We start from the raw sequence: 26,321 nt of genomic DNA, 5'->3' as shown, positions 1-26,321 counted from the left end.
ACAAATTCAGCGGAAAAAACAAAATTAATAACTTTATCAGCCAAAATTTCCAGGAGAAAAACATGTCTTGTATAACTGAACCAAATAATCTTGGTGACCTCTTAAAATATGAGGCATCAAATCTATACTCACGTGACCAAATTACTGTTGCTAAGGGACAAAACCTAAAGCTTGAAGCAGTGGTTAGCAAAAAGACAGATGATGGGGGCTTTATAAGAGCTCTAAATCCGCTAGGCACAGATGGTACTCAAACAGCAATAGGTGTGATTATAAACGATGTAAATAGTAAAGATGCAGATATTAAAGCAGTAATCATTACTCGCGTAGCTTTACTTGCTGATCATGCAATTGTCTGGCCAGCAAATATAACTGAAGAGCAAGAAACAGCAGCAATAAAACAACTTGAAGAGAGGGGTATTATTGTCCGTAAAGGAATCTGAATTTTATATTAATTTTTAATAGGAGCTAAACATTATGCAAAATCCACTTTCAAATCCAGCATTCAATATGATAGCATTAACTGGAGCTATTAATATTTTACCAATTAGTTTTGGTCGAACTGAAAGTTTAAAACTTTTTCCGAGTAAATCAGTAAGGTTTCGCCATATTGCCATTGAAGAACAAAACGGTTTTTTAGCACTACTTCCAACTCAAGTTCCAGGAGCACCAGCAACTGTTGGAAAAATAAGTTGTAATATTTGATTTAAATTCTTTTAAAAAGTGTGGATGTGGATAAGTGCTTTCAGTCTGTGTAAGCGCACTTATCCACATCCACACTAATCTGCTAGTGTTGGATCTAAGCAGACTTAGGGCTGTATTCCTCAGTAAAAACCCTGTCATCTCTTACTAAAGAGTTAGCAAGTAAAAGTAACTTTCTCATAGCAGCAGTGGAAGCAACTTTATATGGTTTTTTATATTGATTATGTAACCTATCAAAAAAAGTTTTTATGAAAGAATTCCATTTCCGCGCACTAAGAATACACATATACAAGACTGTTCTAATTTGTGACCTACCGCCTTGAATGCACCTTTTTCCTTTATTAAAACCACTGTCTCGATTAAAAGGTGCAACTCCGGCAATGCTAGATATTTGCTTTCTTTGAAGAGTTCCTAATTCTGGCAGATAACAAATAATAGTAATAGCTGTGATTTTACTTACACCTGGTATACTAGTTATTGATATGTATTTTTTTTTAAGCTCTTGACTTTGTTCAATCAACTCAATCATCTCATCTTCTAAAACTTGAATTTGATTCTGTAATATGACAAGTAGCTCTTCCATTTGTTTGATTATGGATATATCAGTTACTTGATGAGCTTGAGTTTTTTGTATTTTTGCCATTTCTACTAGTTGATTTCTACGAGATAGCTTTTGCCTCAAGAAGTCAACATTACTAACTTTTAAAGGAGTAACGCGCATATCTGTATTATTAATATAACGTGAGATAATGCTGCAGTCTATTTTATCAGTTTTAGTAGCAATACCAAGGCTTTTTGCATAGTCTCTCACCCATCTAGGTTGAATTACATATACTTCGAAACCATGGCTTAGTAAAGTATAAGCACATAATTTTTCGTACCCACCAGTTGCTTCAAGTCCAACTTTGATTACATTATGTAAATGCAGAAAGTCGAGTATTTGATCAATAGCTTGAACGTTATTTTCAAATACTTTATAATGTCCAAGTGGATGAATGTGGATATCTAGTTTATTTTTGCTAACATCAATGCCAGCAATGATATTTGATAAATTCATAATTCCTCCATAGAATAACATGTAATACTGCATTTTCCACCCTTATATACGAGCCTAAAAGCTCAATCAGTTGTTCGGAACTTTTCAGTAAATAATCAGGGAAGAGAACCTTGCTAAATTACGGTCCTTTATGACCAAGGCGATCTACGGTTCCTCTTCTCTGCATGTTCTTAATATTACCACTTTGTAATATTTATGAACTTGTTTTTAACATATAAGGTGACCTTCTGAAATATGAAGTATATAGAGATTATACAAGAGAGGAAATAACCGTAGCCAAAGGACAAAACCTCAAACTTGGAACAGTTGTTGGCTATGATAAAGATAACATGATTAAGATAATAAATCCAACGGCCACGGATGGAACACAAACAGCGATAGGTGTAATAACAAGTGATGTAAACGCAACGGAAACCACCAAAGCAGTAATCATTACTCGTATTGCAATGTTAGCAGATCATGCAGTGGTGTGGCCAGCAAATATAACAGAAGAGCAAAAAGCTGCAGCAATAAAACAACTTGAAGCACGAGGCGTTATCATCCGCAAGGGAGTTTAACGAGCTACCAGACTCAGCAACTTACATAGAAACAACTTAAAACACACAGCATTAAAGGGAAAGGGGGAAAGAATGCAAAATCCATTTACAAATCCAGCATTTAGTATGACGGAATTAACTAAAGCAATAAACATATTGCCGATAAATTATGGTCGAACAGAAAGCTTAAATTTATTTCCAAGTAGATCGGTAAGATTTCGACATATTACGATAGAAGAACACCACGGAGTTTTAACTTTATTACCAACACAAGTCCCAGGAGCACCAGCAACAGTAGGGAAAAGAGGAAAAAGGAAAATAAGGACGTTTACGATACCACATATTCCCCATGATGACGTAGTATTGCCTGAAGAAGTACAAGGAATAAGGGCATTTGGGTCAGAGAGTGAACTAAAAGCACTTGCAGATGTAATAACCGATCATTTGCAATTGATGAGAAACAAACACGCAATAACGTTAGAACATTTGCGGATGGGGGCGTTAAAAGGGATTATTCTGGATGCTGATGGCAGTGAGTTATTAAACCTTTACAACGAATTTGAAATTACGCCAAAAGTAGTAAATTTTGCGCTGGGAACAGCAACCACCGATGTCAAGCGTAAGTGTCTGGAAGTATTGAGGCATGTTGAGGACAACTTAAGTGGTGAATATATGACCGGGATTCATGCGCTGGTAAGCCCAGAGTTTTTTGACGCTTTAACTTCTCATACCAAGGTAAAAGAAGCATACGAGAGATGGCAAGAAGGAGCAGCACTCCGGAACGACATGAGATCAGGATTTACGTTCTGTGGAATAACATTTGAGGAGTACAGAGGACAAGCAACTGACCCTGAAGGAAATGTGAGAAGGTTTATAGAAAAAGATACGGGGCACTGTTTTCCACTTGGTACAGCAAACACATTTACTACTTACTTTGCGCCAGCGGACTTCAATGAAACAGTAAATACACTAGGACAGCCGCTCTATGCAAAACAAGAGCCAAGAAGATTTGATAGAGGAACTAACCTTCATACCCAATCAAACCCTTTGCCGATGTGCCACCGTCCGGGGATATTAGTAAAAATCGTTGCAGCATAGAGGAGCCAAAAAGGAGAGAATGACTTTAATCAAACTCTCCTACCAATGTAGCCACTTTCTTAGCGTGCTTCTTAAATTACTATATAAAGGTAAGATGTGCAAATGGTTTTTGTAGGCAGAGCAACTACAAGAAAAGAGGTACGAAAAAGCTACCTACACAAGCTTTAGAAGTTTAGTAAGTATAAAGGAAGAATGCAAGGAAATATTAAGAGATTATTTAAAGATTGTTTTGCACATCTGGGAGAGCAAGCGTTGTATGAGTCAAAGGATAAGTCATACAAGGTACAGATATTAAAGCAACAGCCAGATAAATTATACGGGATTGGTGAAGGACAATTTGTAGGAGAAATTTTGACTTTAGAAGTAAGTGTGTTTGATGTATTAAAGCCAATGGTGGGAGATACTTTTTCCATAGGTAGTTGTAGATACAGAGTACACTCACCGCCGCTTAGGGATAATTCAGGAATAATCTGGAAAATTCAAGCGTCAGGGGTGTAAATGCGTATTAACGTTGAAGTTACCGGTAGTATTGAAAAGGTAATACAAAGTATAGATGCTGAAAGGAAAAAAGTGGAAAAAGCGACGGTGAGGGCATTAAACAAAACAGCACTATGGGTAAGGTCGCAAACTGTCAAACAAGTTAGCGAAGAAAAACAAATACCAAAAAAAGCAATGAGAAAAAAGTTAAGTGTGGATAAAGCAAATAGAAAGCGTTTATGGTCAGTAGTGAAGCTGAGTTCGCAGTGGATAGGAGTAGCAAAACTTGGGAGTATAAAACAGACAAAGATAGGAGCAAAAGTAGGAAGCCGTATGTATGAAGGAGCATTTATAGCAACAATGAAAAATGGTCATATAGAAAAGAAGGTACATACCAATAGATGAAATTAAAGTAAACACGCAAGCTCGGGAAATAATGAAAGAGTTAGTTGATAATGAAGTAGAGAGAGTATTTGAGAAGTATTTTGATCAGCAAATGAGTTATATGAAATAATGTTCTGGGGAAATTTACATCAGGCAATTTGTAAAACGCTAAAAGAAGAAATCCCAGCAATACAAACGTGCGAAATGTATAGAGCAGAACGTCGGGAAATAATAGCGCCAGCAGTGTTTGTAGAGCTTGCAAGTTTAGAACCAGGAAAAGATCCGGGGACTGAGGAATTAGCGTTGAGGGCAAGATTTGAGGCAAGAGTAGTAGTTGATGGAACAGTCGAGGATTCTCAGGTAGTGGTAAGGTCACTGGCAGCGGAAGTTGCAAGGGTTGTAAGTAAAAATACTTGGAACGTGGAAAATGTTTCGCCAGGAGAATTTATATCTGCGGAAATTGACGGATTTAGGCCAGAGTTGGATGCGTATTTAGTGTGGTTAGTTGAATGGGTTCACGAGCTGCATTTGGGAGAATCAGTCTGGTTAGAGGGAAAAATTAAGCCACATACCATAAACGTGGGAAATATAAATGTTAGACCATAATTTTGCCATTGCAGAGCTAAATAGAAGGCTAGCGAATATTATTCGTATAGGTCTAGTGAAAGAAATCGACTATGAAAAAGCAAGAGTAAGGGTCAAAGTAGGAGAATTTTTAACAGATTGGTTACCATGGATTACTTGCCGAGCTGAAAGCTGGTCACCACCGAATATTGATGAGCAAGTGGTAGTGTTATCACCATTTGGGGAATTATCATTAGGAGTGGTGTTACCGGCAATATATCAGGAGAAATATCCGCCTCCGGAGAATAAAAAGGAAATAAATAGTGTAAAATTTCAAGATGGAACAAAATTATCGTACGACAAGGAGAATCATCATCTTGAGATTGAAGTAGTAGATAAAATAACGTTGAAAGTAGAGGGATCAAGCGTAGAGATGACAAAGGATGGAATAAAACTTAAAGCACAAAGAATAAATCTAAATTAGGAAAAGGAATGAATAAATCAGTTATATGCCTAGGAGATCACTGCGGGGAAGCGTTGCCGCATTTTTGTATAAGTGGAAGCAGAGATATATTTGTAAACGGAAGACCAGTTTGTCGGCAAGGAGATAGTTTTACAGAAGGTAAGGTAATGGCACAAGGGTCAAAAACAGTGTTTGCAAATGGTCATGGTATAGGAAGAGTTGGGGATTCAGTATCTTGTGGTTTTAAGGTAATAAGTGGAAGTAGTAATGTTTTTTCAGAATAAAAATAAACCATGTGCTATACTTACCAAAAGTAAAATTATGAACATGGATATAACTACTAGCCTATTAGGAGACGTTAGTAATTTAATAGATAGAGCAAAGAATCATCTTTCTGTTCAATTCAATTCTACTCTAGTATTGTTAAACTGGGAAATTGGCTCCAGAATTGATCAAGATATCCTAAAGCACAAACGTGCAGATTATGGGAAGCAAATCATCTCCCAACTTGCAAAAGAACTTCAGATGAAATATGGACGTGGATTTGATAGAGCTTCATTGTTTCGGATGGTGCAATTTTCCAAATTCTTTCCCGATCAAGAAATTGTCGCGACACTGTCACAACAATTGAGTTGGTCACATTTTGTAGAAATTATTGCAATTTCTGATGAGCTGAAGCGTAATTATTATATAGAAATGTGTCGTATTGAAAGATGGAGTGTTAGAGCACTACGTAGTAGAATCGATACCATGTTGTATGAACGTACAGCACTAGCAAAAAAGCCTGAGGACTTCATAAGACAAAGCATCAAACAGTTACGTGAAGAAAATACGTTAGCCCCCGAATTCATTTTTCACGATCCATACTTCCTTAACTTTGTGGAATTGCCATCAAGTCATAGTGAGACTGATCTAGAAAATACGATTTTGGATGAATTGGTAAAATTTTTACAAGAGTTTGGTAATGATTTTTGTTTTGTGACACGTCAAAAAAGGATGAGTACCGAAAGAATTGATAGGTATTTAGACTTGCTATTTTTTCATAGGGGATTAAGGCGCCTTATTGCAATAGAACTAAAAATTGGTCGATTTGAACCAGCTTATAAAGGACAGATGGAATGGTACTTAAATTGGTTAGATAAAAATGAACGAAAACCAGATGAAGAAAAACCCCTAGGGATTATTTTGTGTGCTGATAAGGATCAAGAAGATATAGAATACCTGGAGCTTGAAGGATCTAATATTCATGTTGCACAGTATTTAAGACAGTTGCCTCCTAAGGAAATCCTTGAGGAGAAGTTGAGAAAAGCTATCTCTATAGCTCGTGAAAAATACGCAAGTACTAAGAAGAAAATGATTAAACAGATATAACACAAAAGGCAACGTGTTTATGCGAGGAATGGACGTTAATACTGGAAAAGAGTTAGAAGGAATAGAACATTTAAAGCAATCAATAGTTAATATTTTAACTACTCCTATTAACAGCAGAATAATGCGCAGGAACTATGGGTCAAGATTACTTGAGTTAGTTGACCGGCCAATCAATCGTGATTTTACGTTAGAAATTTACGCAGCAACAGCAGAAGCACTACAAAAGTGGGAAAAGAGATTTAAGTTAGAAAAAGTAAAAATAACAGAAGTGAAAGAAGGAAAAGTAACGCTTGACCTAGAAGGATTGTACTTACCAATGGGGGAAAAGATTCGCTTTGATGGAGTTGTGGTATAAAGATGGAGCAGCCTAACATTATTGAGCCACTGAACTTCGAAGAAATCTTTTCACGTATGAAGGAGGAGTTGATACGTCTAGACTCAAGTTTTACAGCATTAGTAGAAAGTGACCCAGCAATAAAGATTTTAGAGGTAGCAGCATGGCGAGAACTTTTGCTGAGAGAAAGAATAAACGAAGCAGCAAGGGGCAACTTACTTAAGTTTGCAAGGGGAGAAGAACTTGATGATTTAGCTGAATTTTACGGAGTGGAAAGGGAGAACGGGGAAAAGGATGAACGATTTAGAAAAAGAATCAAGGCAAGAATAGTTGGCTCAAGCACAGGAGGAAATTATCGGTATTATGCATTATCAGCAGATACGAGAGTAAAAGATGCATTAGTAGAATCACCTGTACCAGGAAAAGTACAAGTTTCAATCTTATCCACAGAATTATCCACACTGCCAGAAGAATTACTAGAAATTGTCAGAAATCAGCTAAACAGGGAGGATGTGAGGATTTTAACAGATACAATAGAAGTGGTAAGTTGCAATATTATTGAAATAGATATCCACAGTAAAATTAGCATTAAAAGACCAGATATTATTGAAACGGTGAAGAAGCAATTTATAGAAAAATTTGAAACAACGAAAAGATTAGGATGGAAAGTAACGAAATCATGGATTATAGCCAACCTGTTTGTGGATGGGGTAGAAAACGTAGAATTAATCGAGCCAAGAGAGGATGTTGTGGTACTGGGGAATGAGTGTGCTGCCTTAAGAAGTTTAAATGTTGAGTTGAATTAATGCTATTACCACCAAACGCAACAAAGCAAGAAAAAGCGCTGATTGATGCAATCGATTACAAAGTAGACCCAAGCTGTGTAAAAGGATTTAAATTTAGCCTAGGGGAAAAAATATTGCCGTGGTTGGTTGAAGAATATGGATTGGGGGAAATTCTACGCTGGGTAAAAGACAAAAGAAAGGCGATAAAAGAAGGAATAAAATTTCAGCGTTTGAGAGGAACACCAGCATCGCTGAAAATAGCACTGAAGTGGGCAAATATAGAAGATATTACAATTATTGAAGAGCCACCCGGAGAACACTTTTTTGAATTACAGATAGGGATAAAAGATGTTCCGAACGACTTCTTCGTTGATGCAGTAGTAGAATTAGCAAAACTATCATTGCCAGCAAGATCACGGCTAATGAGGATTTTTAACGATTATTATAATGCGCAGAGATTTATATTGGATGAGAGTTTATTTGGAGATCTTCTTTCTGACTATTCGGGGGTAAAAATAGAAAAAGATGGACCAGTGTTATCATTTGGGAGAGTAAATTTTCAGGTCTAGTGGTCCAGTTATTAGGATTATAGAAAACTATCTACGCGATCATTATGAGCAGGCATTAAGTAATGATCTGTATAGGCTAGATGTAGCAATACTTGGAGAAACCGAGCCTCACACAAAGAATTATAACGGTATTTATGAAAGAAGTCATCAGTGGAATAATTTAAAAACGTTATATCCGCTACCACAGAGCTTATTACCTGAGATTAAGTTTGCTAAAGCGCAGATAGTATTATCGGACAGTTGGAGTTTAGGAGAAATAAACGCATGTTTTCCAGTAAGTAGTATAGAAGAGAGGGGAAAAAGGTTTTTACTAGGAAGTGATAAGCTATCTGAACAACTGTGGAATTTAAAATACAAGCCAATTTTAGAAAGATTTTTTGCCGTTCACCACTATCAAGTAAAGAATTTCTCTACCCCAAAATAATAAGATTTAGCGTAGCAGAACACTACATTCATTTTGAAAACGAATTGGATTCAAAGCAAAAAAATGCAACATACGAGCTAGAAAACTACATTTTAGTGTTTTACCCAGGTATACTAACATGGCATGAACATCGACATTTGAACAGGTCCTGGGAAGAAAAACAACCTATATGCTTAATGAATTAAATACATATATTTATATCTTCATATACTACATTAACATTCGGTAAAAATGTGTGTTTTTTGAAAAAAAGAAGTTGCTTTTCCATGCCAAAACAGCTATAAATTAGGTAGGTGTAGGTAAACATAAGAAATTGATCTTGCACTGAAGTGAGCCAAATTGGCGACTTTATGTATGTTTTTATAGTGAGGTAACTAAAATGTTCAATTTAAATAAAAGACTGGAAAAATTAAAGGAGAATTCATTTCGTGGAATAAATGAAAAAGACGCAGCAGGTTGCACAATATTGCACCGAGCAGCACAAGTGTCAAATCCAGAAGTAATAAAGTTATTAATAGAAAAAGGTGCAGGTACAAACGATAGAAACAATAGAGGCGAGACACCATTGCACCTAGCGGCATTCTATGGAAAGGTAGAGAATGTAAAAGCACTGATAGAAGGAGGAGCAAATGTAAATGCTATAGATGATGGAGGATATACGGCATTACATAGTGCGAGCTTAATGAGTTGTGAAAAGACAGTAAGGGAGCTAATAAAAGCAGGGTCGAATGTTAATACTGGGAACTACATAGGAAGGACCCCCCTACATGAAGCAGTATTTATGAGGGAAATAGTGAACGTGAGGGCAATATTAGAAGCGGGAGGTGACGTAAATGCGAAAGACCAAAAAGGATATACACCACTACATATAGCATGCAAGACAGGAGAAACAAAAGAGATAATAAAAGAGCTAGTAAAAGCTGGAGCAAATGTAGAGCAAAAGGATAAATTTGGCAAAACAGCAATGTATTATGCGAGAACTGAAGAGTTGCTAGAAAAACTAAGGGAGTTGTCGGAGCGGACAGTAGATGCGATATTTAGCCTAGATTTAAAAGAAAAAGGAGAAAGAAGGTTTGAAGAAATAAGGGAAAAGTTAGAAGAAGCGCCATTGGTCAAGAAGGCACTGATGGAAGTGGAAAAAGAGCTAGAAGATATGGATGAGAAGATAAAAGGGCTATAAAAAGAGCTTTCTGTAAGAGAAGGGAGTAAAAGGGTTGGCTACAAGATAATAGGAAAAATAGGAAGCCTAAATTTAAAAGAAAAAGCTGACAACAGCAGGAGAGGAACCGCTTATTATTTAACAGATTAAGTATATTAGATTTATATCTTAATCTAATATGCGAAAAAAATGTGTATATTTTGTAAAAAAAACTTGCTTTTTATGCCAAAATAGCCCTAAGTGAAAAAGTAGCTAGTAAATAAACAAGATTTGCTAAGCGCTAAAGTGAGCCAAATTGGAGGCACTTTAAATTGCATTAATAGCTGAGGAACATTATGGTAAAATTTAGTAAGAAAGAAAGAGAAGAGTTTAATAAGTCGTGGAAAGAAGTATTAGATAACTCAATAGAAAATATTAATAAAAAAGACACAAAAGGAAGGACGATATTGCATTACGCGGTGGGAATGCCAGATCCAAAAAAAGTGAGGTTATTAATCAAAAAAGGAGCAGATATAAATGTGGCAGATGCGGGACAATATAGACCATTGCACTTAGCAGTAATGGGACAACGTGTAGAAAATACAAAGGAGCTGATAAAGGCAGGAGTAGAGGTAAACGCAGTGGAACGAAGTAGCAAATTTGCTGCGTTACACCTGGCATGCATGGTAAGTGAGGTAAAAATAGTAGAAGAGCTAGTAAAAGCGGGAGCAAATGTAGAGCAAAAGGATAAATTTGGCAAAACGGCAATGGATTATGCGAGAAATAATAAAGAGATAAAAGAAGTGTTAGAGAACGTAAAAATCGCAAATAAGCAGAGAGAGTTCATAGAAAAATAAGGGTCGTATCAGCAGCAGGTGTGATAGTGGCAAAAGAAGAGCTTGTGAAAATTTAGAAGGGCTGTGGCTAAGAAAGAGGTGATTATGGAAAAAGGGAAATTTTATCATTAGAGGGAAAAAAGAAGCTTGATGATTTGGGAGAGTGCTCAATTGATGAAAGATAGCGTATGTGTTTCTAAAATTTTGCATAAAAGCTGAGAGAAATAAAGGTTAACAGTTGCGTCTTTTTCGCAAGAGTAATGGATTTATGGAAAAAGGGAGTGCCTGAACTATGAAAACATTTACAGGAGAAATTATGAGAAAGAGAACGTTAACTGTGACCTGTCGATATGAGCCTGATGAGTTAGCAGATAAACATTTATCAGAAGCTTACGAGCAGTTACTAAAGTATTCAGTAAAAAGAAACAACGAAAAGGAGGTAGAAAAAGATGATAACGGTAGCCTTGTATGCAAGAGTTTCATCAGACCGACAAGTGCGGGATGGCTTTGTTGCATCGCTAGCTATGATGGATTAAAGATAAAAAAGATGGAGAATATCAGTAGCTTATTATTCTGGTATTTATAACAAGAACGGTCAGTGAATACCTAAATTTGAGTAAAAGAAATTTCACTACCACTCACTAATCCGGCTAAAATTCAAGAATTTCAATGCTTTAGCTATTTTCAATAGAATTAAGTTTATTAATATAAATAATAAATTACTATTCTTAAATTTGATCAGATTGATTGCAAAAAAACAAGATTTTCAATAGGTTGCTTATAATCCTAGCTATAGTTAGCCTTTCATAAGTAGCGATGCAACAAAGCCGTGCGGGATCATACAATAGAGAGCCAAATTGCAGAGCTTAAGCGTAGAATTGCTGTAGATGGACATGAGTTATTGGAAGAATATGTATTCACTGACGATGGCCGTAGAGGGTCAAATTTAGAGCGTGAAGGTTTAAAGAAATTACGTGATAAAGTAGCAGAAGGAAAAATTAATAAGATTTATATCTATTCACTAGATCGGTTGTCACGTGATCCTGTAGATCAAAGAGATGTAATAGATGAATTTAAGAGAGCAAGAGTAGAAATAATCTTTTCAAATCATAAGGTTGATGATACACCAGAGTCCGATTGGCTTTGTTGCATCGCTACTTATGAAAGGCTAACTATAGCTAGGATTATAAGCAACCTATTGAAAATCTTGTTTTTTTGCAATCAATCTGATCAAATTTAAGAATAGTAATTTATTATTTATATTAATAAACTTAATTCTATTGAAAATAGCTAAAGCATTGAAATTCTTGAATTTTAGCCGGATTAGTGAGTGGTAGTGAAATTTCTTTTACTCAAATTTAGGTATTCACTGACCGTTCTTGTTATAAATACCAGAATAATAAGCTACTGATATTCTCCATCTTTTTTATCTTTAATCCATCATAGCTAGCGATGCAACAAAGCCAGTCCGATTTAATGACAGATGTGCAAGGAGCAGTAGGAAGGTTTGAACTGAGACAAATCTTGATACGAAGCATGAGGGGAAAACTGCATGCAGCAAGAGAAGGTTGTGTGAGTGTAATAAGCAATGCACCTTATGGTTATCGATATATAAGAAAGCATGTAAAAGGAGGAGAAAACAAATTTGAAATTAATGAAGAGGAAGCAAAAGTAGTGAGAGAGGTGTTCATGTGGATTGGAGAGGAAAGGATAAGTATTAGAGAAGCGGTAAAGAGACTAAGAGAAGCTTCTGTTAGAACACAAACAGGAAAAGAGGTGTGGCATTCAAGCACCATCCATAAGATGTTAAAAAATCCAGCATACAAGGGGCTAGCAGCATATGGTAAAACAAAGGCGGGCCCAGTAATGCTAGAAGTCAAACCAAAAAAAAGCAACAGCCGGCGAACTCACTCTATTTACAGTACAGATGAGGAGAATTGGATTCATATACCGGTGCCGAAAATAGTTGACGAGGATTTGTTTAATGTAGTACAAGAACAATTGATTGAGAATAAACAGAGAGCAAGAGTGCAGCAAAGAAAAGAGACATATCTGTTGCAAAAGCTAGTTGTGTGTAAGTGTTGTGGACGTGCTTACTGCGGAAGGCGAAATTACAGCAAAGAAAAAAAGATTGTGTATACTTATTACACTTGCCTGGGTACAAGAAATTTTTACGGTAATAAGGTATGCACTAACGGATCTATTCGTGGAGAAGTGTTAGAAACAGGTGTGTGGGAAGAAGTAAAAAGTGTATTAAAAAATCCAGATAGGATGGTAAAGGAGTACCAATGTAGAATTTCAGAACATAAGAATGAATTATTAGATGAAAGGTTTGCAAGACGTGAGAGTCAATTAAAACAAAATATTAAAGAACTTATAAATGATTATTATATTCAAGAGAATACAAGTGAGGAAAAATATATAAGTAAGGAAGACTTTAAGCAGGCAATGAAAAAAATGAAGGAACGTTTAAAAGAGATTGAAGGAGAGAAGAAAAAGGTGATTGATCAAAAGGGACTACAGGAGAAAATGAATCTTATTACAAATAGCATAAAGGGCTTTTATTCTAGTGTTAAATCGGAATGGCTTTGTTGCATCGCTAGCTATGATGGATTAAAGATAAAAAAGATGGAGAATATCAGTAGCTTATTATTCTGGTATTTATAACAAGAACGGTCAGTGAATACCTAAATTTGAGTAAAAGAAATTTCACTACCACTCACTAATCCGGCTAAAATTCAAGAATTTCAATGCTTTAGCTATTTTCAATAGAATTAAGTTTATTAATATAAATAATAAATTACTATTCTTAAATTTGATCAGATTGATTGCAAAAAAACAAGATTTTCAATAGGTTGCTTATAATCCTAGCTATAGTTAGCCTTTCATAAGTAGCGATGCAACAAAGCCAATCGGAATTGGAACAACTAGATTGGCAAGCTAAACGTAGTCTTATTAGGACATTAGTAAAAGAAGTCAACATTGATCTTGATGAAGTAAATGTAGTATTTAAGATCAGAGAACTCAACAATCCCGCCCAGAATGGACAAAATCAGAAGTTGGCAGATTGTCTAAGGTGTCTGGGCACTGGGATGACACCATTTGCTGTGCAATTTACCTTCAAAAATGAATGTTCGTACAGCTATGTGTCAGCTACTTGCATGACACCCTGCTGGTGGGACAATGTTTGTATAGTTGTGCGTCACGCGCTGGAATGACGAATTACTTAACCGTCATACCGTCACGGTATCTCCTAGCATAGATCCCGCTAACACGTAGCGGGATGACGAATTTGTATCGGAAAACAAGTAGCATGACGGTTTGTCAAATGTCTCTCAGTTTCTCAAAAAAATCCTTTAACAAAAAAGAGCATTCTGTTTCTAATATCCCACCATAAACTTCAGGTATATGGCTGCAAAATTGAAATATCTTAGCACCATTTTCAATTCCTCCACCTTTTGGATTATAAGCTCCAAAGTACAATCGTTTAATCCTGGCAAAGGAAATAGCTTGAGCACACATCGGACATGGTTCTAATGTTACGTATATGTCAGAATCATAAAGCGTTGAAGTTGAGAGCAACTCACATGCCTGCTTGATCGCTAACATCTCTGCATGTGCAGTTGGATCGTTGGATATGTTGTGTGCAGAAGAAACGACATTGCTTCCACTAACTATTACGGCACCTATGGGAACCTCATCATTTTTTTGAGCAAGTTTGGCTTGCTCTATGGCAAGCTCCATATATTGATACTTGAACACTTTCCTTTGCTAATCTTCTTTTTTAAATTTTATTAACTGCTGCCTTAATAAACGATATAAAAAGAGGATGAGGAGAAAACGGCTTTGATTGAAACTCTGGATGAAACTGCACACCAATAAACCACGGATGACTCTCTAACTCCACTGCCTCTATACATGTTCCATCTTCTGATATGCCACTGCATAGCAGCCCATTTTTTTCCAAATCATCTTTATAATCTGAATTGATTATGTATCTATGTCTGTGTCTTTCTGAAATAGTAGTGTTACTATATGCATCCATCATTTTAGAGCTTGCATTTATATTACATTTGTATGCCCCAAGTCTCATGGTTCCACCAAGATCGTCATCTTGATCGCCAGCTAACTTAACGATTGGATGTTTACAGTTATGAAATTCTTCAGAGTGTGCATCTTCAAGCTTAACAACATTACGAGCAAACTCAATAATTGCAAGCTGCATACCAAGGCAAATTCCGAAAAATGGGATATTATTTGTACGGGCATAATTTATTGCTAATATTTTACTCTCTACTCCGTCATCACCAAACCCCCCTGGGACAAGAATTGCATGAGAATTCTGTAACTTCTCCCCTATAAGCTTTTCATTTATAGGTTTTTCTTCCTTCTCTCTTGAGTTAACCCAATTTATCTTTACTTTGACTTTATTACTAATCGCACCATGATTTAATGCTTCAACTAGTGATTTATACGCATCAGGGAATTCGGTGTATTTTCCCACTATAGACACAGTAACTTCCTGTGTTGGGTGCCTTATGGAATGCACTATTTGATCCCATTCAATCAAGCTTGGTTTTGGCTCACTTAAATGAAAGTGCTCCAAAATTTGCGTATCAAGCCCACATTGGCTATACAACACCGGTAACTCATATATATGACTCACATCAGGAGCAGGTATCACATTGGACAAAGAAACATTGCAAAGCTTAGCTATTTTCTCTCTCTGATTATCGAAAATTTCTTTCTCACTGCGGCATAATATAATATCTGGTTGTAACCCCGCGGAATTTAACTCTCGAACTGAATGCTGCGTTGGTTTTGTCTTTAATTCTTGCGCTGCGGTAAGATATGGTATTAAAGTTAAGTGAATAAGGATAACTCTTTGTTTTCCTAATGTGTAGTTAACTTGGCGTATAGCCTCCAAAAATGGTTGGCTTTCAATGTCACCTACAGTTCCGCCTATTTCACATATTACAAAATCTAAACCTTCCGTACCATTAAAAATGAACGATTTGATTAAATCTGTCACATGAGGAATGACTTGCACAGTTTTGCCCAGATAATCACCACGCCTCTCTTTCTTCAACAACTCATGATATATCTTACCAGTTGTTATATTGTCATCTTTTGTTGCTTTAATTCCAGTAAAACGCTCATAATGCCCAAGATCCAAATCAGTTTCAGCACCATCCTCGGTAACAAACACCTCTCCGTGCTGAGTTGGGTTCATTGTCCCAGGATCAATGTTGAGATACGGGTCAAGTTTTCTGATACGGATCTTAAAACCGTAAGCTTGAAGAAGCGCACCAACGCTTGAAGCAACTAAGCCTTTACCAAGCGATGACACAACTCCACCTGTGACAAAGATAAATTTAGCTTCCTTCATTAATTTTCAAATGGAACAGAAGTAGGTTCACTTTCTTGCTTTTTTTCTAATATAATTTTCTCTGCAATCGATTTTTTATGTACGTCTTTTGAATATAATCCTGACAATAGCAATGTGTTTATAATAAACAATCCAGCAACAATAGCCGTTATTCTGCTGAGCGGGTTTTCAGAAGATTTTACCGGAATCATCGAATTGACTCCCTGTTGTGTATTACTAAAACCACTTAACGAACTACTCCCAGGCGGCTGCAAGAGCACTAAAATTACTAACACAACAACCAATATTACTTGAAATATACTTAATACCGCTACTGACATTATAGATAGAGCTGAAAATAAAAATTTTAGGAGCATAAAGTGCATAAGTCAAGAACATCTGTCACCCAAGTAGCTTGGAATCTAAGTATGTATTTACTACCTACCTTATTTTGGTTAGCATATGCATAAAACTGTGGGCTTAATATGTATCACATTTTAAAATACAAAGATTATGAACCAAAAATAGACGAAAGTGCTTTCATCGCAGGTGGTTCGCATATCATAGGCAAGGTTGAAATAGGAAAAGATGCGAGCATCTGGTTTAATTGTGTGGTCAGAGGGGACGTTGGATCAATAAAAATAGGTGATGGAACAAATATTCAAGATGGAACGGTAATTCATGTGGATAGAAACCCAGGTGGTGATACAACTATTGGCAATATGGTAACAGTGGGACATTTTTGTATGTTGCATGCATGTATGGTGCATGATAAAGCGTTTATTGGTATGGGCTCTACCGTGATGGACCATGCAGTTGTGGAGCCTGAAGCTATGGTAGCTGCTGGCTCGCTAGTGACACATGGAAAAGTAATAAAAAGTGGGGAAATATGGGCTGGCAGGCCAGCAAAGTTCTTCAAAAAAATGTCGAATGAAGAAATTAAACATATTACACAATCAGCACAAAATTATATTATGCTAATGAAGGAATATAAAAATTAAAGTTCGCGTGAGGCTAATTTATACTACCAACCCTATTGAGGGACTGCATAGACAGATTAGAAAATTCACTAAAACTAGTGTACAGTCCCAGAGTGTGATGGTATGATAAAATATGAGAAAAAAATACCATCAAAGGAGGAGTTATGGGACAAATATTACATGGGTGCGCCAAAACAACACAGACGATTCGTAGAGCAATACAAAATAGAAAAGAGAGCATAGCAAAACTCTCCAAGCATTATAACCTTAATCCAAAAACTATTATTAAGTGGAGAAAACGTTCATTTACGAAAGATGCTGATATGGGTCCAAAGCGTCCAAGATCGACTGTTTTAACGCTAGAAGAGGAAGCTATAATAGTTACATTTCGCAAGTATACACTACTGCCACTAGATGATTGCCTTTACGCTCTGCAGTCTACAATTCCGCATTTGACTCGCTCTAGCTTGCATCGTTGTTTACAAAGACACAACATTAGCAGATTACCAACTGTTGATGGAGAAGTTAAGTCAAAAAAGAAATTCAAACAATATCCTATCGGTTACTTTCATATTGATATTGCTGAAGTTAGAACTGAGGAGGGCAAATTACATTTGTTTGTTGCTATTGATAGGACATCCAAATTTACCTATGTTGAGTTGCGTAACAGTGCTACAAAACCCATAGCTGCTGAGTTCTTACGTAATTTGATTAGAATTTTACCGTATAAAATCCATACTATTTTGACAGATAACGGTATACAATTTACAAACCAGAAGCGTCATAAGTATGCTTTCCAACACATATTTAATAGAGTTTGCGAAGAGAATGTTATTGAACATCGTTTGACAAAAGTTAGCCATCCTTGGACAAATGGGCAAGTTGAGCGTATGAATAAAACTTTAAAGGATGCTACAGTTAAGAAGTATTACTATCAATCGCACCAGCAACTTAAAGAACACCTTTATAACTTTGTTATGGCTTATAATTATGCAAAGAGACTCAAAACTCTTAAGGGTCTTACTCCTTATGAATTTATATGTTATCAGTGGACACAGTCTCCAGAATTATTTATACTAAATCCACACCATCACACTCTGGGACCATACACCTAATCAAACTACTACCCAAGACATTGACAACTCTAAAACGATGGAACGTTAGTTCAACTATTTAACGACTCATCATCTGCAGCAAGCACTGATTCGTGTATCATCTCTGAAATGGTTGGATGAGGAAAAATCGTAGATTTTATGTCGAAGTCTGTTCCTTCTAGTTGCTTTGCAAGAGCAAAATTGCTAATTAACTCCGTTACTTCTGCACCTATCATGTGGCTACCCAGAAGTTCGCCTGTCTTTTTGTCTATAATTGTTTTCACTAACCCTTCAGTTTCACTGAGTGCAATAGACTTACCATTAAAGTTAGAGTGAAATTTTCCTATTTTTACATCATACCCACCTCTTATTGCCTGTTCCTCAGTAAGGCCGATGCTCGCTATTTGTGGATGAGAATAAGTGCAATTTGGTATGCATTCTTTTTTTAACGCATGAGCACTTTTACCAGCAATCTTTTCAACGCAGATCACAGCTTCATGGCTCGCTTTATGTGCTAAACATGGTGGGCCAGCTACATCACCTATTGCATACACATTTGATTCACTAGTTTCATACCATTCATTCATTTCAATAAAACCAGAAGGGCTTAATTTAATTTTTGTATTTTCTAAACCTATATTTTCAATATTTGCTTGAATTCCAACCGCAACAATCACCCTATCAAATTCTTTGCTCTCGCCACTACTTAGTAGCACTTGAGCAGAGTCTTTACTTTTAGTAAGAGCTTTTACGCTACTGTTTGTATATATTTTTATCCCCTGTTTTGTGAATATTTCTTCTGCTAGGCCTGAAATGTCTTTATCTTCCAGCGGCAAAATAGTGCTCTTTATCTCTATGATTGTTACATCAACCCCCAAAGTACTATAAAAACTTGCAAATTCTATTCCAATTGCACCAGACCCTATGATTAGTAGTGATTTTGGTAATCTCTCTGGAGTCATAGCGTGCTGCGCATTCCATATTAAATCTCCATCTGCCTCTATTCCAGGCAGATTCCATGCTCTCACGCCTGTTGCTAAAATGATATGTTTGGAAACAATTTCTTGTTCTTCCTTATCGCCAGCAACTTTTATAGTACTATTGCCTGCAAGTTTACCAAAGCCTTGATGAACTTTGATGTTATTTTTTTTCATCAAATATGCAACACCGCTTGACAATTTATCAACAACGTTTCTTGAGTATTTCACTATTGATTGTATATCAAAACTCGCTCCCTTTACTTCTATACCAAACTCTTTTGATCTTTTTATTAGCCTATAAACCTCAGATGCTCTAAGTAGTGATTTTGTTGGTATACATCCCCAATTTAAGCATATACCGCCTAAATTTTTTTCTTTTTCTACAATTGCAGTTTTAAACCCAAGCTGTGCCGCCCTAATTGCTGCTATATAACCACCAGGACCGCTACCTATAACCGTAATATCATACTCATTCATCAGTTTTCTTCGTATTCAAAAAGATTATATATAACAGATGGAACCCGTATGATCAATATTCAGGTAGCTGACAACATAGAAACGAAAAAACTTGCTTGACAAACTCCGCCAGCCCTCTTATCATGACAATAAGGGTATTTATGACTCAAAACTTGTTTTTGACCTGCAGGCTCAATGACAAAATTCAGTAAAAAACTCAGGTATTTATTGGCGGATTACATAAAATTATAGCGGCTGCATGTCTTTTTTATTTTTTCTACATTCAGCCAAATCGCGCTTATTTTAAGCGTTAGCACATTATTACAGCGCCACTTACAGTAATATAGAGTCAAAACTCGCACCACGGGGCTTCTTTTGCCTTTTTTTTCGCTTGGTAAATTTCTTAATGTTTATAGCTAAAGTAACTTAAGAGACCGAAAATGGTGTCATTCCAGCGCGTGACGCTGGAATCTAGTCTTTATTATGCAGCCACTTATTTAAAGTTAAGTTTTCTGGATCCAAGTAGTCAAGCTACTCGGATGACACCTTGACAATCGTCATCCTGCTACGTGTTAGCGGATGAGATACCGCGAATGAATCGCGGTATGACGTAGGATTGCTGTCATCCCGCTGCTTGTTAGCGGGATCTATGTGAGATACCGCGGCGGTATGACGGTTCGCGGTGGCATGACGATAACCTCGTCGTCCTGCTACGTGTTAGCGGATGAGATACCGCGAATGAATCGCGGTATGACGTAGGATTGCTGTCATCCCGCTGCTTGTTAGCGGGATCTATGTGAGATACCGCGGCGGTATGACGGTTCGCGGTGGCATGACGATAACCTCGTCATCCCGCTACGTGTTAGCGGATGAGATACCGCGAATGAATCGCGGTATGACGTAGGATTGCTGTCATCCCGCTGCTTGTTAGCGGGATCTATGTGAGATACCGCGGCGGTATGACGGTTCGCGGTGGCATGACGATAACCTCGTCATCCCGCTACGTGTTAGCGGATGAGATACCGCGAATGAATCGCGGTATGACGTAGAAGCTATACTTTTATACTCACCAACTCAGTATCCAATCTGGATCCAAGTGTCAGCTACTTGAATGACACAGTTTTTGCTTAAACCCGTAACGTTCGTACATTTTGCTAAAAGTTCAAATATCAACATCATGCACGTTGAGTGCATTACTATTAATAAAATCACGGCGTGGTTCAACTATATCACCCATTAATATTGAAAATATGGAATCAGCTTCTTCACAATCTCTTATTTCAACCTTCAATAAAGTTCTAGCCTCAGGATTTAACGTAGTATCCCATAGCTGATCAGCATTCATTTCACCAAGACCTTTAAATCTCTGCAGAGTTAAACCTTTTTTACCATAGTCCATTATTATTTTTGCAAGCGTACTTGGAGAAGTGATTTTTATTTCAGTTTCTTGTGACTTTAAAAATGAATCACCATTAAATAAATTACTTATACCATCAAGCAAACTTAATATGTTTTGCATATCTTTGCCTTCAAGCATACTAAGTGCAAATATATATTTGTCTGCCAATCCTTGAAATAATTTAGAGATGTGAATTTCTTTTTCTTCATCCTTTATTTCTACTTCCCAAGTATATTCACTGTACATTAATTTTAAATACTTTAATATCTCATCAGCCGATGATAGAGCATTCTTTTTGCTTAAAATTAGCAATGACTCTAAGAGATTTTGTGGTATTTCTCTATCATAATTTTTGCTAATATTAGAAATGCTAACGCATTTATTCAAAATAAGGCGCAAGTCGTTAAATTCTGTAGCTGTACCACTTAGTGTTAATCTTTTAACTGCTGAGTTTATTATATACTCTTCAAAAGTTTCGTCATCTTTAATATAAGTGTCTTTAGCATTCTTTGTAACTTTATAAAGGGGTGGCTGTGCTATGTATAAGTAGCCTTTTTCAATAACTTCACGCATATGTCTAAAAAAGAAAGCTAGAATCAAAGTTCTTATATGTGAACCATCAACATCTGCATCTGTCATGATGATAATTTTATGATATCTAGCTTTTTCAATATTGAAGTGTTCACTCCCTATTCCAGCACCAATTGCAGTAATTAAAGAGCCTATTTCTGCAGATGAAAAAATACGATCTAAACTTACACGTTCTACGTTTAGAATTTTTCCTCTTAAGGCAAGCACTGCTTGTGTTTTACGATTACGCCCCTGCTTTGCAGTACCACCTGCTGAATTACCCTCTACTATAAATAATTCCGATAACTCAGGGGCTTTTTCCTGGCAATCAGCAAGCTTTCCTGGCAGAGTTGCAATATCAATATTGTTTTTGCTTTTAACTAACTCTCGTGCTTTTCTTGCGGCTTCTCTTCCTTTTGCTGATCTGATTGCTCTTTCTACTATACTTGCTGCCAATTTGGGATCAGTTTCAAGGATTGTGCTCAATTTATCAGAAACTATGCTCTCCACAACTGTACGCGCTTCAGAACTAACTAGTTTATCTTTTGTTTGTGAAGAAAACTTAGGATCAGGCATCTTGAGAGATAAAACACAAGTTAAACCTTCTCTAACGTCCTCTCCAGTTAAATTTACTTTTGCTTTCTTTAAAAACCCTTCATTAGTTGCATAGTTATTGATACATCTAGTTAGTGCAGATCTAAATCCTGCCAAATGCGTACCACCATCTCGTTGCCTTATATTATTCGTGAAGCATAACATATGTTCATAGTAGGAATCATTCCATTCCATCGATATTTCCAAGCTGATGCCAAGATCTTCTGCATCTCCTTTCATACTGGCAATTTTAGTTACATGTGTCTTATTCTTATCTAAGTACCGCACAAAATTCGCTGTACCAAAATTGTCTTTAGATTGATTGCTCTGATTGAAATGAGATTCTGTATATGGTTCATTGCGCAGATCACGTAAAGTAATGTCGATATTTGAATTTAAAAATGCTAATTCTCTTATACGACTTTCAAGCGTTGAGTAACTGAAATTAATGCCATTAAAAGTCTCTGTTGATGGCATGAACGTGACTTTAGTTCCTCTTTTGTTTGTATTTTCGTTGACTACCTTTAAAGGTTCAATAGACTCACCATCTTCAAAGCGCATAAAGTGTTCTTTCTTATTGCGCCAAATAGTTAATTCCAACCAGCTTGATAATGCATTCACAACTGAGATTCCAACACCATGTAATCCCCCAGAAACTTTATAGGTATTACTGTCAAATTTACCACCAGCATGGAGTTGAGTCATTATTACCTCTGCTGCTGATATTCCTTCTTCTTCATGAAGGTCAGTTGGAATGCCACGACCATTATCAGTTACAGATACTGAACCATCTTTATTTATGCTAACTTCAATTTTATCACAATATCCAGCTAAAGATTCATCTATTGCGTTGTCAACAACCTCATATACCATGTGGTGCAAGCCAGATCCATCGTCAGTGTCACCAATGTACATACCTGGACGTTTCCTTACAGCATCAAGACCCCTTAAGATTTTTATTGCATCGGCATTATAACTATTTTCCATTAGATTGCTTCGTTTATGAATGTTAATTAATATTACATCCAGATATACTAGTTAGCAACATTTTTAAACTGATAACCCATGTTAAAAGCACAACTTTACGAATGCTTATTTTTGAAGACAGCAAATAGTGTCATTCCAATGCGTCTTCCATAACTGTACGAACATTCATTTTTGAAGGTAAATTGCACAACAGATGATGTCATTCCTGTCTGGAATCCAGAAATTTTGCTTATAACTGAGCTGATGAGCTAAAGGTAGTTGTCTTACGCTAAAACAAACGTTTTTAATTAAGTTGCATAGAAGCTGGATCCCAGTGTCTGGGCACTGGGATGACACCTCACTGGTGGGAATTGCTCCCAAACTACAACGTTCGTACAGTTGTGTATGTCTTCCCATGGAGATTGCTCTCAAATCATAATGCTCATGCAGTTGCGTGCTCGACTAATTAACAGAAAAATCTATAATTCAGTTTACGTATTTTCTTATCTCAGCCAAAATCTTATCAGATTGACTTTCGTCTGAATTTAAATCAGCTGCAAAGTGTGTAACATATTTTCCTCCAGGGCCAATAAGATATATTATCGAAGAATGGTTGATTTCTTCTTCTCCGTCTACTTTGCTTGCATATACTTTATATTTCGCAACTACTTCGTCTATTTTTTCTCTTTCACCAGTTAACATTTGTATTCTATGGTCAAATTGCTGCTGAAATTCTTTAAGTCTTTCCGTGCTATCGCGCTCAGGATCAACTGTGATGAAGAATGTTTGTAGCTTGTTGTTAGTTTTCTCATCTAACTTTGCAAGTGTTTCTGAAATTATCCCAAGGTTCATAGGACAAATTCTTTTACATGAGGAAAATCCAAAGAAAATCATCATGTATTTATCTTTAAAATCACTACTGCGCAGAATCTGTCCGTCCTGATTAATTAAAGAAAAATCTCCGCCTATCTTAACTTCCGCGTTGTGAATCGCTGCCGGGGCAAATATGCCTTTTTTAGTGAAATAACAATAACCTAAAAAAACAACTGCTAATGCTGCTAGCACATTAGATAACAATCTTATAAACCTTACCATTAGAATGCTCTCAGTAAAATCAAATTGTATCTTTATTGGTTAACCTATTCAATATATTTATCCCAAAGTGTATTGTTAATTTTGTCTAACAGTTTCTTATGTTCATCAATTTCTTCACTATTTGGTGAATGTTCTCTGGGAGTTAGATTACGCACTTTATGCTGAACGAATGTAGAGTTACTGTCCTGATTGCATTCATTATCAAACAGAAAGGTTTGTAACCCTCCTGTAAGTTCAACATATACCTTTGCAAGCAATTGAGCATCAACTAGTGCTCCGTGCAATTCTCTATTCTCTAGCGATATATCAAAACGCTTACATAATGCATTCAAAGAAGCAGGTGATCCTACGAATTTTTTCCTCGCAAGAGGTAATGTATCTAGCACTCTATCTGAGGAAATTAACCCAGCATTCAGCTTGCTTAACTCCATGTTAAGGAACTTAACATCGAATTCAGCGTTGTGAATTACCAAAATATCATTAGATATAAAGTCAAGAAATTCAAGTGCAACATCTGAGAATAATGGTTTATCTTCTAAAAATTCTTCACTAATACCGTGAATCTTAAACGAGTGATAAGGTATATCTCTTTCTGGGTTAAGGTACCGATGGAGTACTTTACCTGTTGGAATACGATTAATTAATTCCACACACCCTATTTCAATAATTCGATGACCAGATCCAGTGTCAAGACCTGTCGTTTCAGTGTCAAGTACTATTTCGCGCAGCTTGCTTTCCATGGTTAACTCTAAATAAAACTAATCTTACTTGTCATTTGTCTTATCGTTATTTGTCTTTTTATAGTTAATAGAAACAAGCAACCAGCTTGGGTCTGATGAATTAACATTTTTTTTGAATTGCCATACATCCTCAACTTTATTAATGGTGGATGTGCTACCTGATATTATATTTTCTGAGCTATCTTTAATAAAGTTAATTTGCTCTGAAAGGAAATATACTGCAATAAACACTGTGTTTTTTACTAGCTTTATTTCTAAAATCTTTTGTGAAACGATAGAAACAATTATAGACTCGTGCACCTCTTTACGATGTTTAATCTTCTCTGCAAAATTATCATATAAGTCTTTATCGAGAAGTGGTTTTAACTGAGACAAATTTCCTTGATTGAAATACTTTATTATTAATTCAAAAGCTATGCTTGAACCTTCTATAAAGTGGGAAATAGAAAAATCTTTGTTTTTTTTTAATATTTGTTCATAAGTAACTTTTATTGAATTTTCATCGTTGCTATCAATGTAACCCTCAATGTTTTCTACTACATCTTCTTTACTTCGGCTTACATCCAACACACTAGTTAGCTTTTTTAGATTGAGATTGGCTGACCTTCCTAAAGAATTATACAAACGTGAAAAAATGAACGCCGCTAATAAAGTATATATTACAAGCTCTATCATAGTAACTCAACTCCTTGGCATATAAAGTATCCGAACATTATTAATTATTAATGAAAATATGTTTTTCATATCAACTTATAATCAGGTTTGCTATTCGTTTGTAAATGAATATATTATATAAGAAAGTATTAAATATCTCAACTTAATTAAAGGAGACGTAAGAAATGCCACAACAAAAAATGAGAATTCACGGTCAATATGTTAAAGATCTATCGTTTGAGAATCCGAATTCGCCATTCCTTTCTTCAAATAAAGCTCCCGATATTAATGTAATGGTTAATATCAATTCAGCGAAATTAGAAGGAATGGAAAACAAAGAAGGAGTAAATGAAGAAAAATCTTTCCATGAAATTACTTTACATATAGAAGTCAGAGCAACGATAAAAGATGAAGGTATAAAAGATGGCGTAGCTTTCATTTGTGAGACAAAATATTGTGGCATTTTTTCAATAGAAAATTTTAAAGAGTTGAGTGAGGAAGAGGTAAGACAAGCTTTGTTTATTGGCGGACCTACTTTTCTTTTCCCTTTTGCAAGAGAAATAATTGCAAGAGTTACAAGTAGTGGTGGATTTCCCCCACTAATGCTAGATCCCATAGATTTTGAAACTATGTACGAGCAGCAAAGTCAACAACAAAGAAGTAACGGTAGTAATTCCAATTTTAACTAAT

The 26,321-nt window shown here is 36.2% G+C and carries 29 protein-coding genes and 2 pseudogenes; 22 read left to right on the top strand and 9 right to left on the bottom strand.

Annotation, left to right across the window (positions count from 1 at the left end; all coding sequences use genetic code 11):
• Positions 1–62: 62 nt before the first annotated feature.
• Complete coding sequence (locus tag ABWU38_RS03200) at positions 63–440, top strand: head decoration protein (protein WP_353272463.1); 378 nt, start codon at positions 63–65, stop codon at positions 438–440.
• 34 nt (positions 441–474) lie between these two features.
• Positions 475–684: pseudogene (locus ABWU38_RS03195) on the top strand (major capsid protein); the annotation flags it as partial.
• 112 nt (positions 685–796) lie between these two features.
• Here the strand turns inward: ABWU38_RS03195 and ABWU38_RS03190 are convergent.
• On the bottom strand, positions 797–1,756 hold the full coding sequence (locus ABWU38_RS03190; RefSeq protein ID WP_253308968.1) for an IS110 family transposase: 960 nt from the start codon (positions 1,754–1,756) through the stop codon (positions 797–799).
• A 227-nt stretch (positions 1,757–1,983) separates the two neighbouring features.
• Here ABWU38_RS03190 and ABWU38_RS03185 point away from each other — a divergent pair, with 227 nt between their 5' ends.
• The 17 genes and pseudogenes from ABWU38_RS03185 (at position 1,984) to ABWU38_RS03105 (ending at position 13,953) form a co-directional block, all read left to right on the top strand.
• Positions 1,984–2,313, top strand: coding sequence for a head decoration protein (locus ABWU38_RS03185; RefSeq protein WP_264688489.1), 330 nt, complete (start codon positions 1,984–1,986; stop codon positions 2,311–2,313).
• Between the two features lie 72 nt (positions 2,314–2,385).
• Positions 2,386–3,390, top strand: a complete 1,005-nt coding sequence (locus ABWU38_RS03180) for a major capsid protein (protein ID WP_353272462.1) — start codon at positions 2,386–2,388, stop codon at positions 3,388–3,390.
• Between the two features lie 192 nt (positions 3,391–3,582).
• Positions 3,583–3,888: a hypothetical protein gene (locus ABWU38_RS03175; RefSeq protein ID WP_253308967.1), complete on the top strand. Its 306-nt coding sequence runs from the start codon at positions 3,583–3,585 to the stop codon at positions 3,886–3,888.
• Positions 3,889–4,272, top strand: a complete 384-nt coding sequence (locus ABWU38_RS03170; RefSeq protein ID WP_253308966.1) for a phage tail protein — start codon at positions 3,889–3,891, stop codon at positions 4,270–4,272.
• A 108-nt stretch (positions 4,273–4,380) separates the two neighbouring features.
• Positions 4,381–4,857 (top strand): hypothetical protein, encoded by a 477-nt coding sequence (locus ABWU38_RS03165; RefSeq protein WP_264688407.1) that lies wholly within the window; start codon positions 4,381–4,383, stop codon positions 4,855–4,857.
• The gene (locus ABWU38_RS03160) at positions 4,844–5,299 is read left to right on the top strand and encodes a phage baseplate assembly protein V (RefSeq protein WP_253308964.1); all 456 of its coding nucleotides are present in this window, start codon (positions 4,844–4,846) and stop codon (positions 5,297–5,299) included. The genes ABWU38_RS03165 and ABWU38_RS03160 overlap by 14 nt, the downstream gene beginning before the upstream one ends.
• 8 nt (positions 5,300–5,307) lie before the next feature.
• Positions 5,308–5,562: a PAAR domain-containing protein gene (locus ABWU38_RS03155; RefSeq protein WP_253308963.1), complete on the top strand. Its 255-nt coding sequence runs from the start codon at positions 5,308–5,310 to the stop codon at positions 5,560–5,562.
• Positions 5,534–6,649, top strand: a complete 1,116-nt coding sequence (locus ABWU38_RS03150; RefSeq protein WP_353272461.1) for a YhcG family protein — start codon at positions 5,534–5,536, stop codon at positions 6,647–6,649. The genes ABWU38_RS03155 and ABWU38_RS03150 overlap by 29 nt, the downstream gene beginning before the upstream one ends.
• 19 nt (positions 6,650–6,668) lie before the next feature.
• On the top strand, positions 6,669–7,004 hold the full coding sequence (locus ABWU38_RS03145; RefSeq protein ID WP_253308961.1) for a GPW/gp25 family protein: 336 nt from the start codon (positions 6,669–6,671) through the stop codon (positions 7,002–7,004).
• A 2-nt stretch (positions 7,005–7,006) separates the two neighbouring features.
• A complete protein-coding gene (locus ABWU38_RS03140; RefSeq protein ID WP_353272460.1) occupies positions 7,007–7,789 on the top strand; it encodes a baseplate J/gp47 family protein in 783 nt (260 codons plus the stop codon).
• Positions 7,789–8,946 (top strand): annotated as a pseudogene (locus tag ABWU38_RS03135) (phage tail protein). The gene ABWU38_RS03140 and the pseudogene ABWU38_RS03135 overlap by 1 nt, the downstream one beginning before the upstream one ends.
• Positions 8,947–9,140: 194 nt before the next feature.
• Positions 9,141–9,941 (top strand): ankyrin repeat domain-containing protein, encoded by an 801-nt coding sequence (locus ABWU38_RS03130; RefSeq protein WP_265016401.1) that lies wholly within the window; start codon positions 9,141–9,143, stop codon positions 9,939–9,941.
• Between the two features lie 314 nt (positions 9,942–10,255).
• The gene (locus tag ABWU38_RS03125) at positions 10,256–10,756 is read left to right on the top strand and encodes an ankyrin repeat domain-containing protein (protein WP_264688210.1); all 501 of its coding nucleotides are present in this window, start codon (positions 10,256–10,258) and stop codon (positions 10,754–10,756) included.
• 271 nt (positions 10,757–11,027) lie between these two features.
• Positions 11,028–11,321: a hypothetical protein gene (locus ABWU38_RS03120; RefSeq protein ID WP_353272359.1), complete on the top strand. Its 294-nt coding sequence runs from the start codon at positions 11,028–11,030 to the stop codon at positions 11,319–11,321.
• Between the two features lie 243 nt (positions 11,322–11,564).
• The gene (locus ABWU38_RS03115) at positions 11,565–11,975 is read left to right on the top strand and encodes a recombinase family protein (RefSeq protein ID WP_353272358.1); all 411 of its coding nucleotides are present in this window, start codon (positions 11,565–11,567) and stop codon (positions 11,973–11,975) included.
• A gap of 212 nt (positions 11,976–12,187) precedes the next feature.
• Positions 12,188–13,402, top strand: a complete 1,215-nt coding sequence (locus ABWU38_RS03110; RefSeq protein ID WP_353272459.1) for a recombinase family protein — start codon at positions 12,188–12,190, stop codon at positions 13,400–13,402.
• Between the two features lie 230 nt (positions 13,403–13,632).
• The gene (locus ABWU38_RS03105; RefSeq protein WP_353272458.1) at positions 13,633–13,953 is read left to right on the top strand and encodes a hypothetical protein; all 321 of its coding nucleotides are present in this window, start codon (positions 13,633–13,635) and stop codon (positions 13,951–13,953) included.
• A 106-nt stretch (positions 13,954–14,059) separates the two neighbouring features.
• On the opposite strand, the gene ABWU38_RS03100 is transcribed toward ABWU38_RS03105, so the two are convergent.
• The 3 genes from ABWU38_RS03100 to secG are packed head-to-tail and all read right to left on the bottom strand — an operon-like array spanning position 14,060 to position 16,444.
• Entirely contained in the window at positions 14,060–14,479 is a 420-nt protein-coding gene (locus tag ABWU38_RS03100; RefSeq protein WP_253307249.1) for a nucleoside deaminase, read from the bottom strand.
• A 40-nt stretch (positions 14,480–14,519) separates the two neighbouring features.
• Positions 14,520–16,124, bottom strand: coding sequence for a CTP synthase (locus ABWU38_RS03095; RefSeq protein WP_265017586.1), 1,605 nt, complete (start codon positions 16,122–16,124; stop codon positions 14,520–14,522).
• Positions 16,124–16,444, bottom strand: a complete 321-nt coding sequence (gene secG / locus ABWU38_RS03090; RefSeq protein ID WP_264732556.1) for a preprotein translocase subunit SecG — start codon at positions 16,442–16,444, stop codon at positions 16,124–16,126. Before secG ends, ABWU38_RS03095 begins: the two co-directional genes overlap by 1 nt.
• Positions 16,445–16,588: 144 nt before the next feature.
• Here secG and ABWU38_RS03085 point away from each other — a divergent pair, with 144 nt between their 5' ends.
• Both ABWU38_RS03085 and ABWU38_RS03080 read left to right on the top strand, forming a co-directional pair.
• A complete protein-coding gene (locus ABWU38_RS03085) occupies positions 16,589–17,104 on the top strand; it encodes a gamma carbonic anhydrase family protein (RefSeq protein WP_253307252.1) in 516 nt (171 codons plus the stop codon).
• 143 nt (positions 17,105–17,247) lie between these two features.
• Positions 17,248–18,198, top strand: a complete 951-nt coding sequence (locus tag ABWU38_RS03080; RefSeq protein ID WP_353272457.1) for an IS481 family transposase — start codon at positions 17,248–17,250, stop codon at positions 18,196–18,198.
• Between the two features lie 50 nt (positions 18,199–18,248).
• Here ABWU38_RS03080 and lpdA read toward each other — a convergent pair whose 3' ends face one another.
• The 5 genes from lpdA to ABWU38_RS03055 form a co-directional block, all read right to left on the bottom strand.
• Entirely contained in the window at positions 18,249–19,634 is a 1,386-nt protein-coding gene (gene lpdA / locus ABWU38_RS03075; protein ID WP_353272456.1) for a dihydrolipoyl dehydrogenase, read from the bottom strand.
• A gap of 1,141 nt (positions 19,635–20,775) precedes the next feature.
• The gene (gene gyrB, locus ABWU38_RS03070; protein WP_353272455.1) at positions 20,776–23,163 is read right to left on the bottom strand and encodes a DNA topoisomerase (ATP-hydrolyzing) subunit B; all 2,388 of its coding nucleotides are present in this window, start codon (positions 23,161–23,163) and stop codon (positions 20,776–20,778) included.
• Between the two features lie 465 nt (positions 23,164–23,628).
• A complete protein-coding gene (locus ABWU38_RS03065; RefSeq protein ID WP_253309508.1) occupies positions 23,629–24,237 on the bottom strand; it encodes an SCO family protein in 609 nt (202 codons plus the stop codon).
• A 44-nt stretch (positions 24,238–24,281) separates the two neighbouring features.
• Positions 24,282–24,977, bottom strand: coding sequence for a DNA polymerase III subunit epsilon (gene dnaQ / locus ABWU38_RS03060; protein ID WP_253309507.1), 696 nt, complete (start codon positions 24,975–24,977; stop codon positions 24,282–24,284).
• A gap of 24 nt (positions 24,978–25,001) precedes the next feature.
• Positions 25,002–25,652 (bottom strand): Tim44/TimA family putative adaptor protein, encoded by a 651-nt coding sequence (locus ABWU38_RS03055; RefSeq protein WP_264688327.1) that lies wholly within the window; start codon positions 25,650–25,652, stop codon positions 25,002–25,004.
• Positions 25,653–25,816: 164 nt separating this feature from the next.
• Here ABWU38_RS03055 and secB point away from each other — a divergent pair, with 164 nt between their 5' ends.
• Positions 25,817–26,320, top strand: coding sequence for a protein-export chaperone SecB (gene secB / locus ABWU38_RS03050; protein ID WP_253309505.1), 504 nt, complete (start codon positions 25,817–25,819; stop codon positions 26,318–26,320).
• The last annotated feature ends 1 nt before the right edge of the window (position 26,321 follow it).

The sequence above is a fragment of the Wolbachia endosymbiont (group A) of Urophora cardui genome, from assembly GCF_964028435.1.
Classification (GTDB): Bacteria; Pseudomonadota; Alphaproteobacteria; order Rickettsiales; family Anaplasmataceae; genus Wolbachia.
Note: the sequence above shows the minus strand (reverse complement) of the source record. Positions and strands in the feature narration are given on the sequence as shown.

Coding starts and splice junctions, on each gene's coding strand:
- ABWU38_RS03055 (WP_264688327.1), bottom strand. CDS start 25,652: ATGATAGAGCTTGTAATATATACTTTATTAGCGGCGTTCATTTTTTCA.
- ABWU38_RS03160 (WP_253308964.1), top strand. CDS start 4,844: ATGTTAGACCATAATTTTGCCATTGCAGAGCTAAATAGAAGGCTAGCG.
- ABWU38_RS03165 (WP_264688407.1), top strand. CDS start 4,381: ATGTTCTGGGGAAATTTACATCAGGCAATTTGTAAAACGCTAAAAGAA.
- ABWU38_RS03170 (WP_253308966.1), top strand. CDS start 3,889: ATGCGTATTAACGTTGAAGTTACCGGTAGTATTGAAAAGGTAATACAA.
- ABWU38_RS03175 (WP_253308967.1), top strand. CDS start 3,583: ATGCAAGGAAATATTAAGAGATTATTTAAAGATTGTTTTGCACATCTG.
- ABWU38_RS03105 (WP_353272458.1), top strand. CDS start 13,633: ATGCAACAAAGCCAATCGGAATTGGAACAACTAGATTGGCAAGCTAAA.
- ABWU38_RS03125 (WP_264688210.1), top strand. CDS start 10,256: ATGGTAAAATTTAGTAAGAAAGAAAGAGAAGAGTTTAATAAGTCGTGG.
- ABWU38_RS03110 (WP_353272459.1), top strand. CDS start 12,188: ATGCAACAAAGCCAGTCCGATTTAATGACAGATGTGCAAGGAGCAGTA.
- ABWU38_RS03085 (WP_253307252.1), top strand. CDS start 16,589: ATGTATCACATTTTAAAATACAAAGATTATGAACCAAAAATAGACGAA.
- dnaQ (WP_253309507.1), bottom strand. CDS start 24,977: ATGGAAAGCAAGCTGCGCGAAATAGTACTTGACACTGAAACGACAGGT.
- ABWU38_RS03120 (WP_353272359.1), top strand. CDS start 11,028: ATGAAAACATTTACAGGAGAAATTATGAGAAAGAGAACGTTAACTGTG.
- ABWU38_RS03180 (WP_353272462.1), top strand. CDS start 2,386: ATGCAAAATCCATTTACAAATCCAGCATTTAGTATGACGGAATTAACT.
- ABWU38_RS03155 (WP_253308963.1), top strand. CDS start 5,308: ATGAATAAATCAGTTATATGCCTAGGAGATCACTGCGGGGAAGCGTTG.
- ABWU38_RS03200 (WP_353272463.1), top strand. CDS start 63: ATGTCTTGTATAACTGAACCAAATAATCTTGGTGACCTCTTAAAATAT.
- ABWU38_RS03140 (WP_353272460.1), top strand. CDS start 7,007: ATGGAGCAGCCTAACATTATTGAGCCACTGAACTTCGAAGAAATCTTT.
- gyrB (WP_353272455.1), bottom strand. CDS start 23,163: ATGGAAAATAGTTATAATGCCGATGCAATAAAAATCTTAAGGGGTCTT.
- secB (WP_253309505.1), top strand. CDS start 25,817: ATGCCACAACAAAAAATGAGAATTCACGGTCAATATGTTAAAGATCTA.
- ABWU38_RS03100 (WP_253307249.1), bottom strand. CDS start 14,479: ATGGAGCTTGCCATAGAGCAAGCCAAACTTGCTCAAAAAAATGATGAG.
- ABWU38_RS03130 (WP_265016401.1), top strand. CDS start 9,141: ATGTTCAATTTAAATAAAAGACTGGAAAAATTAAAGGAGAATTCATTT.
- lpdA (WP_353272456.1), bottom strand. CDS start 19,634: ATGAATGAGTATGATATTACGGTTATAGGTAGCGGTCCTGGTGGTTAT.
- ABWU38_RS03190 (WP_253308968.1), bottom strand. CDS start 1,756: ATGAATTTATCAAATATCATTGCTGGCATTGATGTTAGCAAAAATAAA.
- secG (WP_264732556.1), bottom strand. CDS start 16,444: ATGTCAGTAGCGGTATTAAGTATATTTCAAGTAATATTGGTTGTTGTG.
- ABWU38_RS03095 (WP_265017586.1), bottom strand. CDS start 16,124: ATGAAGGAAGCTAAATTTATCTTTGTCACAGGTGGAGTTGTGTCATCG.
- ABWU38_RS03145 (WP_253308961.1), top strand. CDS start 6,669: ATGCGAGGAATGGACGTTAATACTGGAAAAGAGTTAGAAGGAATAGAA.
- ABWU38_RS03065 (WP_253309508.1), bottom strand. CDS start 24,237: ATGGTAAGGTTTATAAGATTGTTATCTAATGTGCTAGCAGCATTAGCA.
- ABWU38_RS03080 (WP_353272457.1), top strand. CDS start 17,248: ATGGGACAAATATTACATGGGTGCGCCAAAACAACACAGACGATTCGT.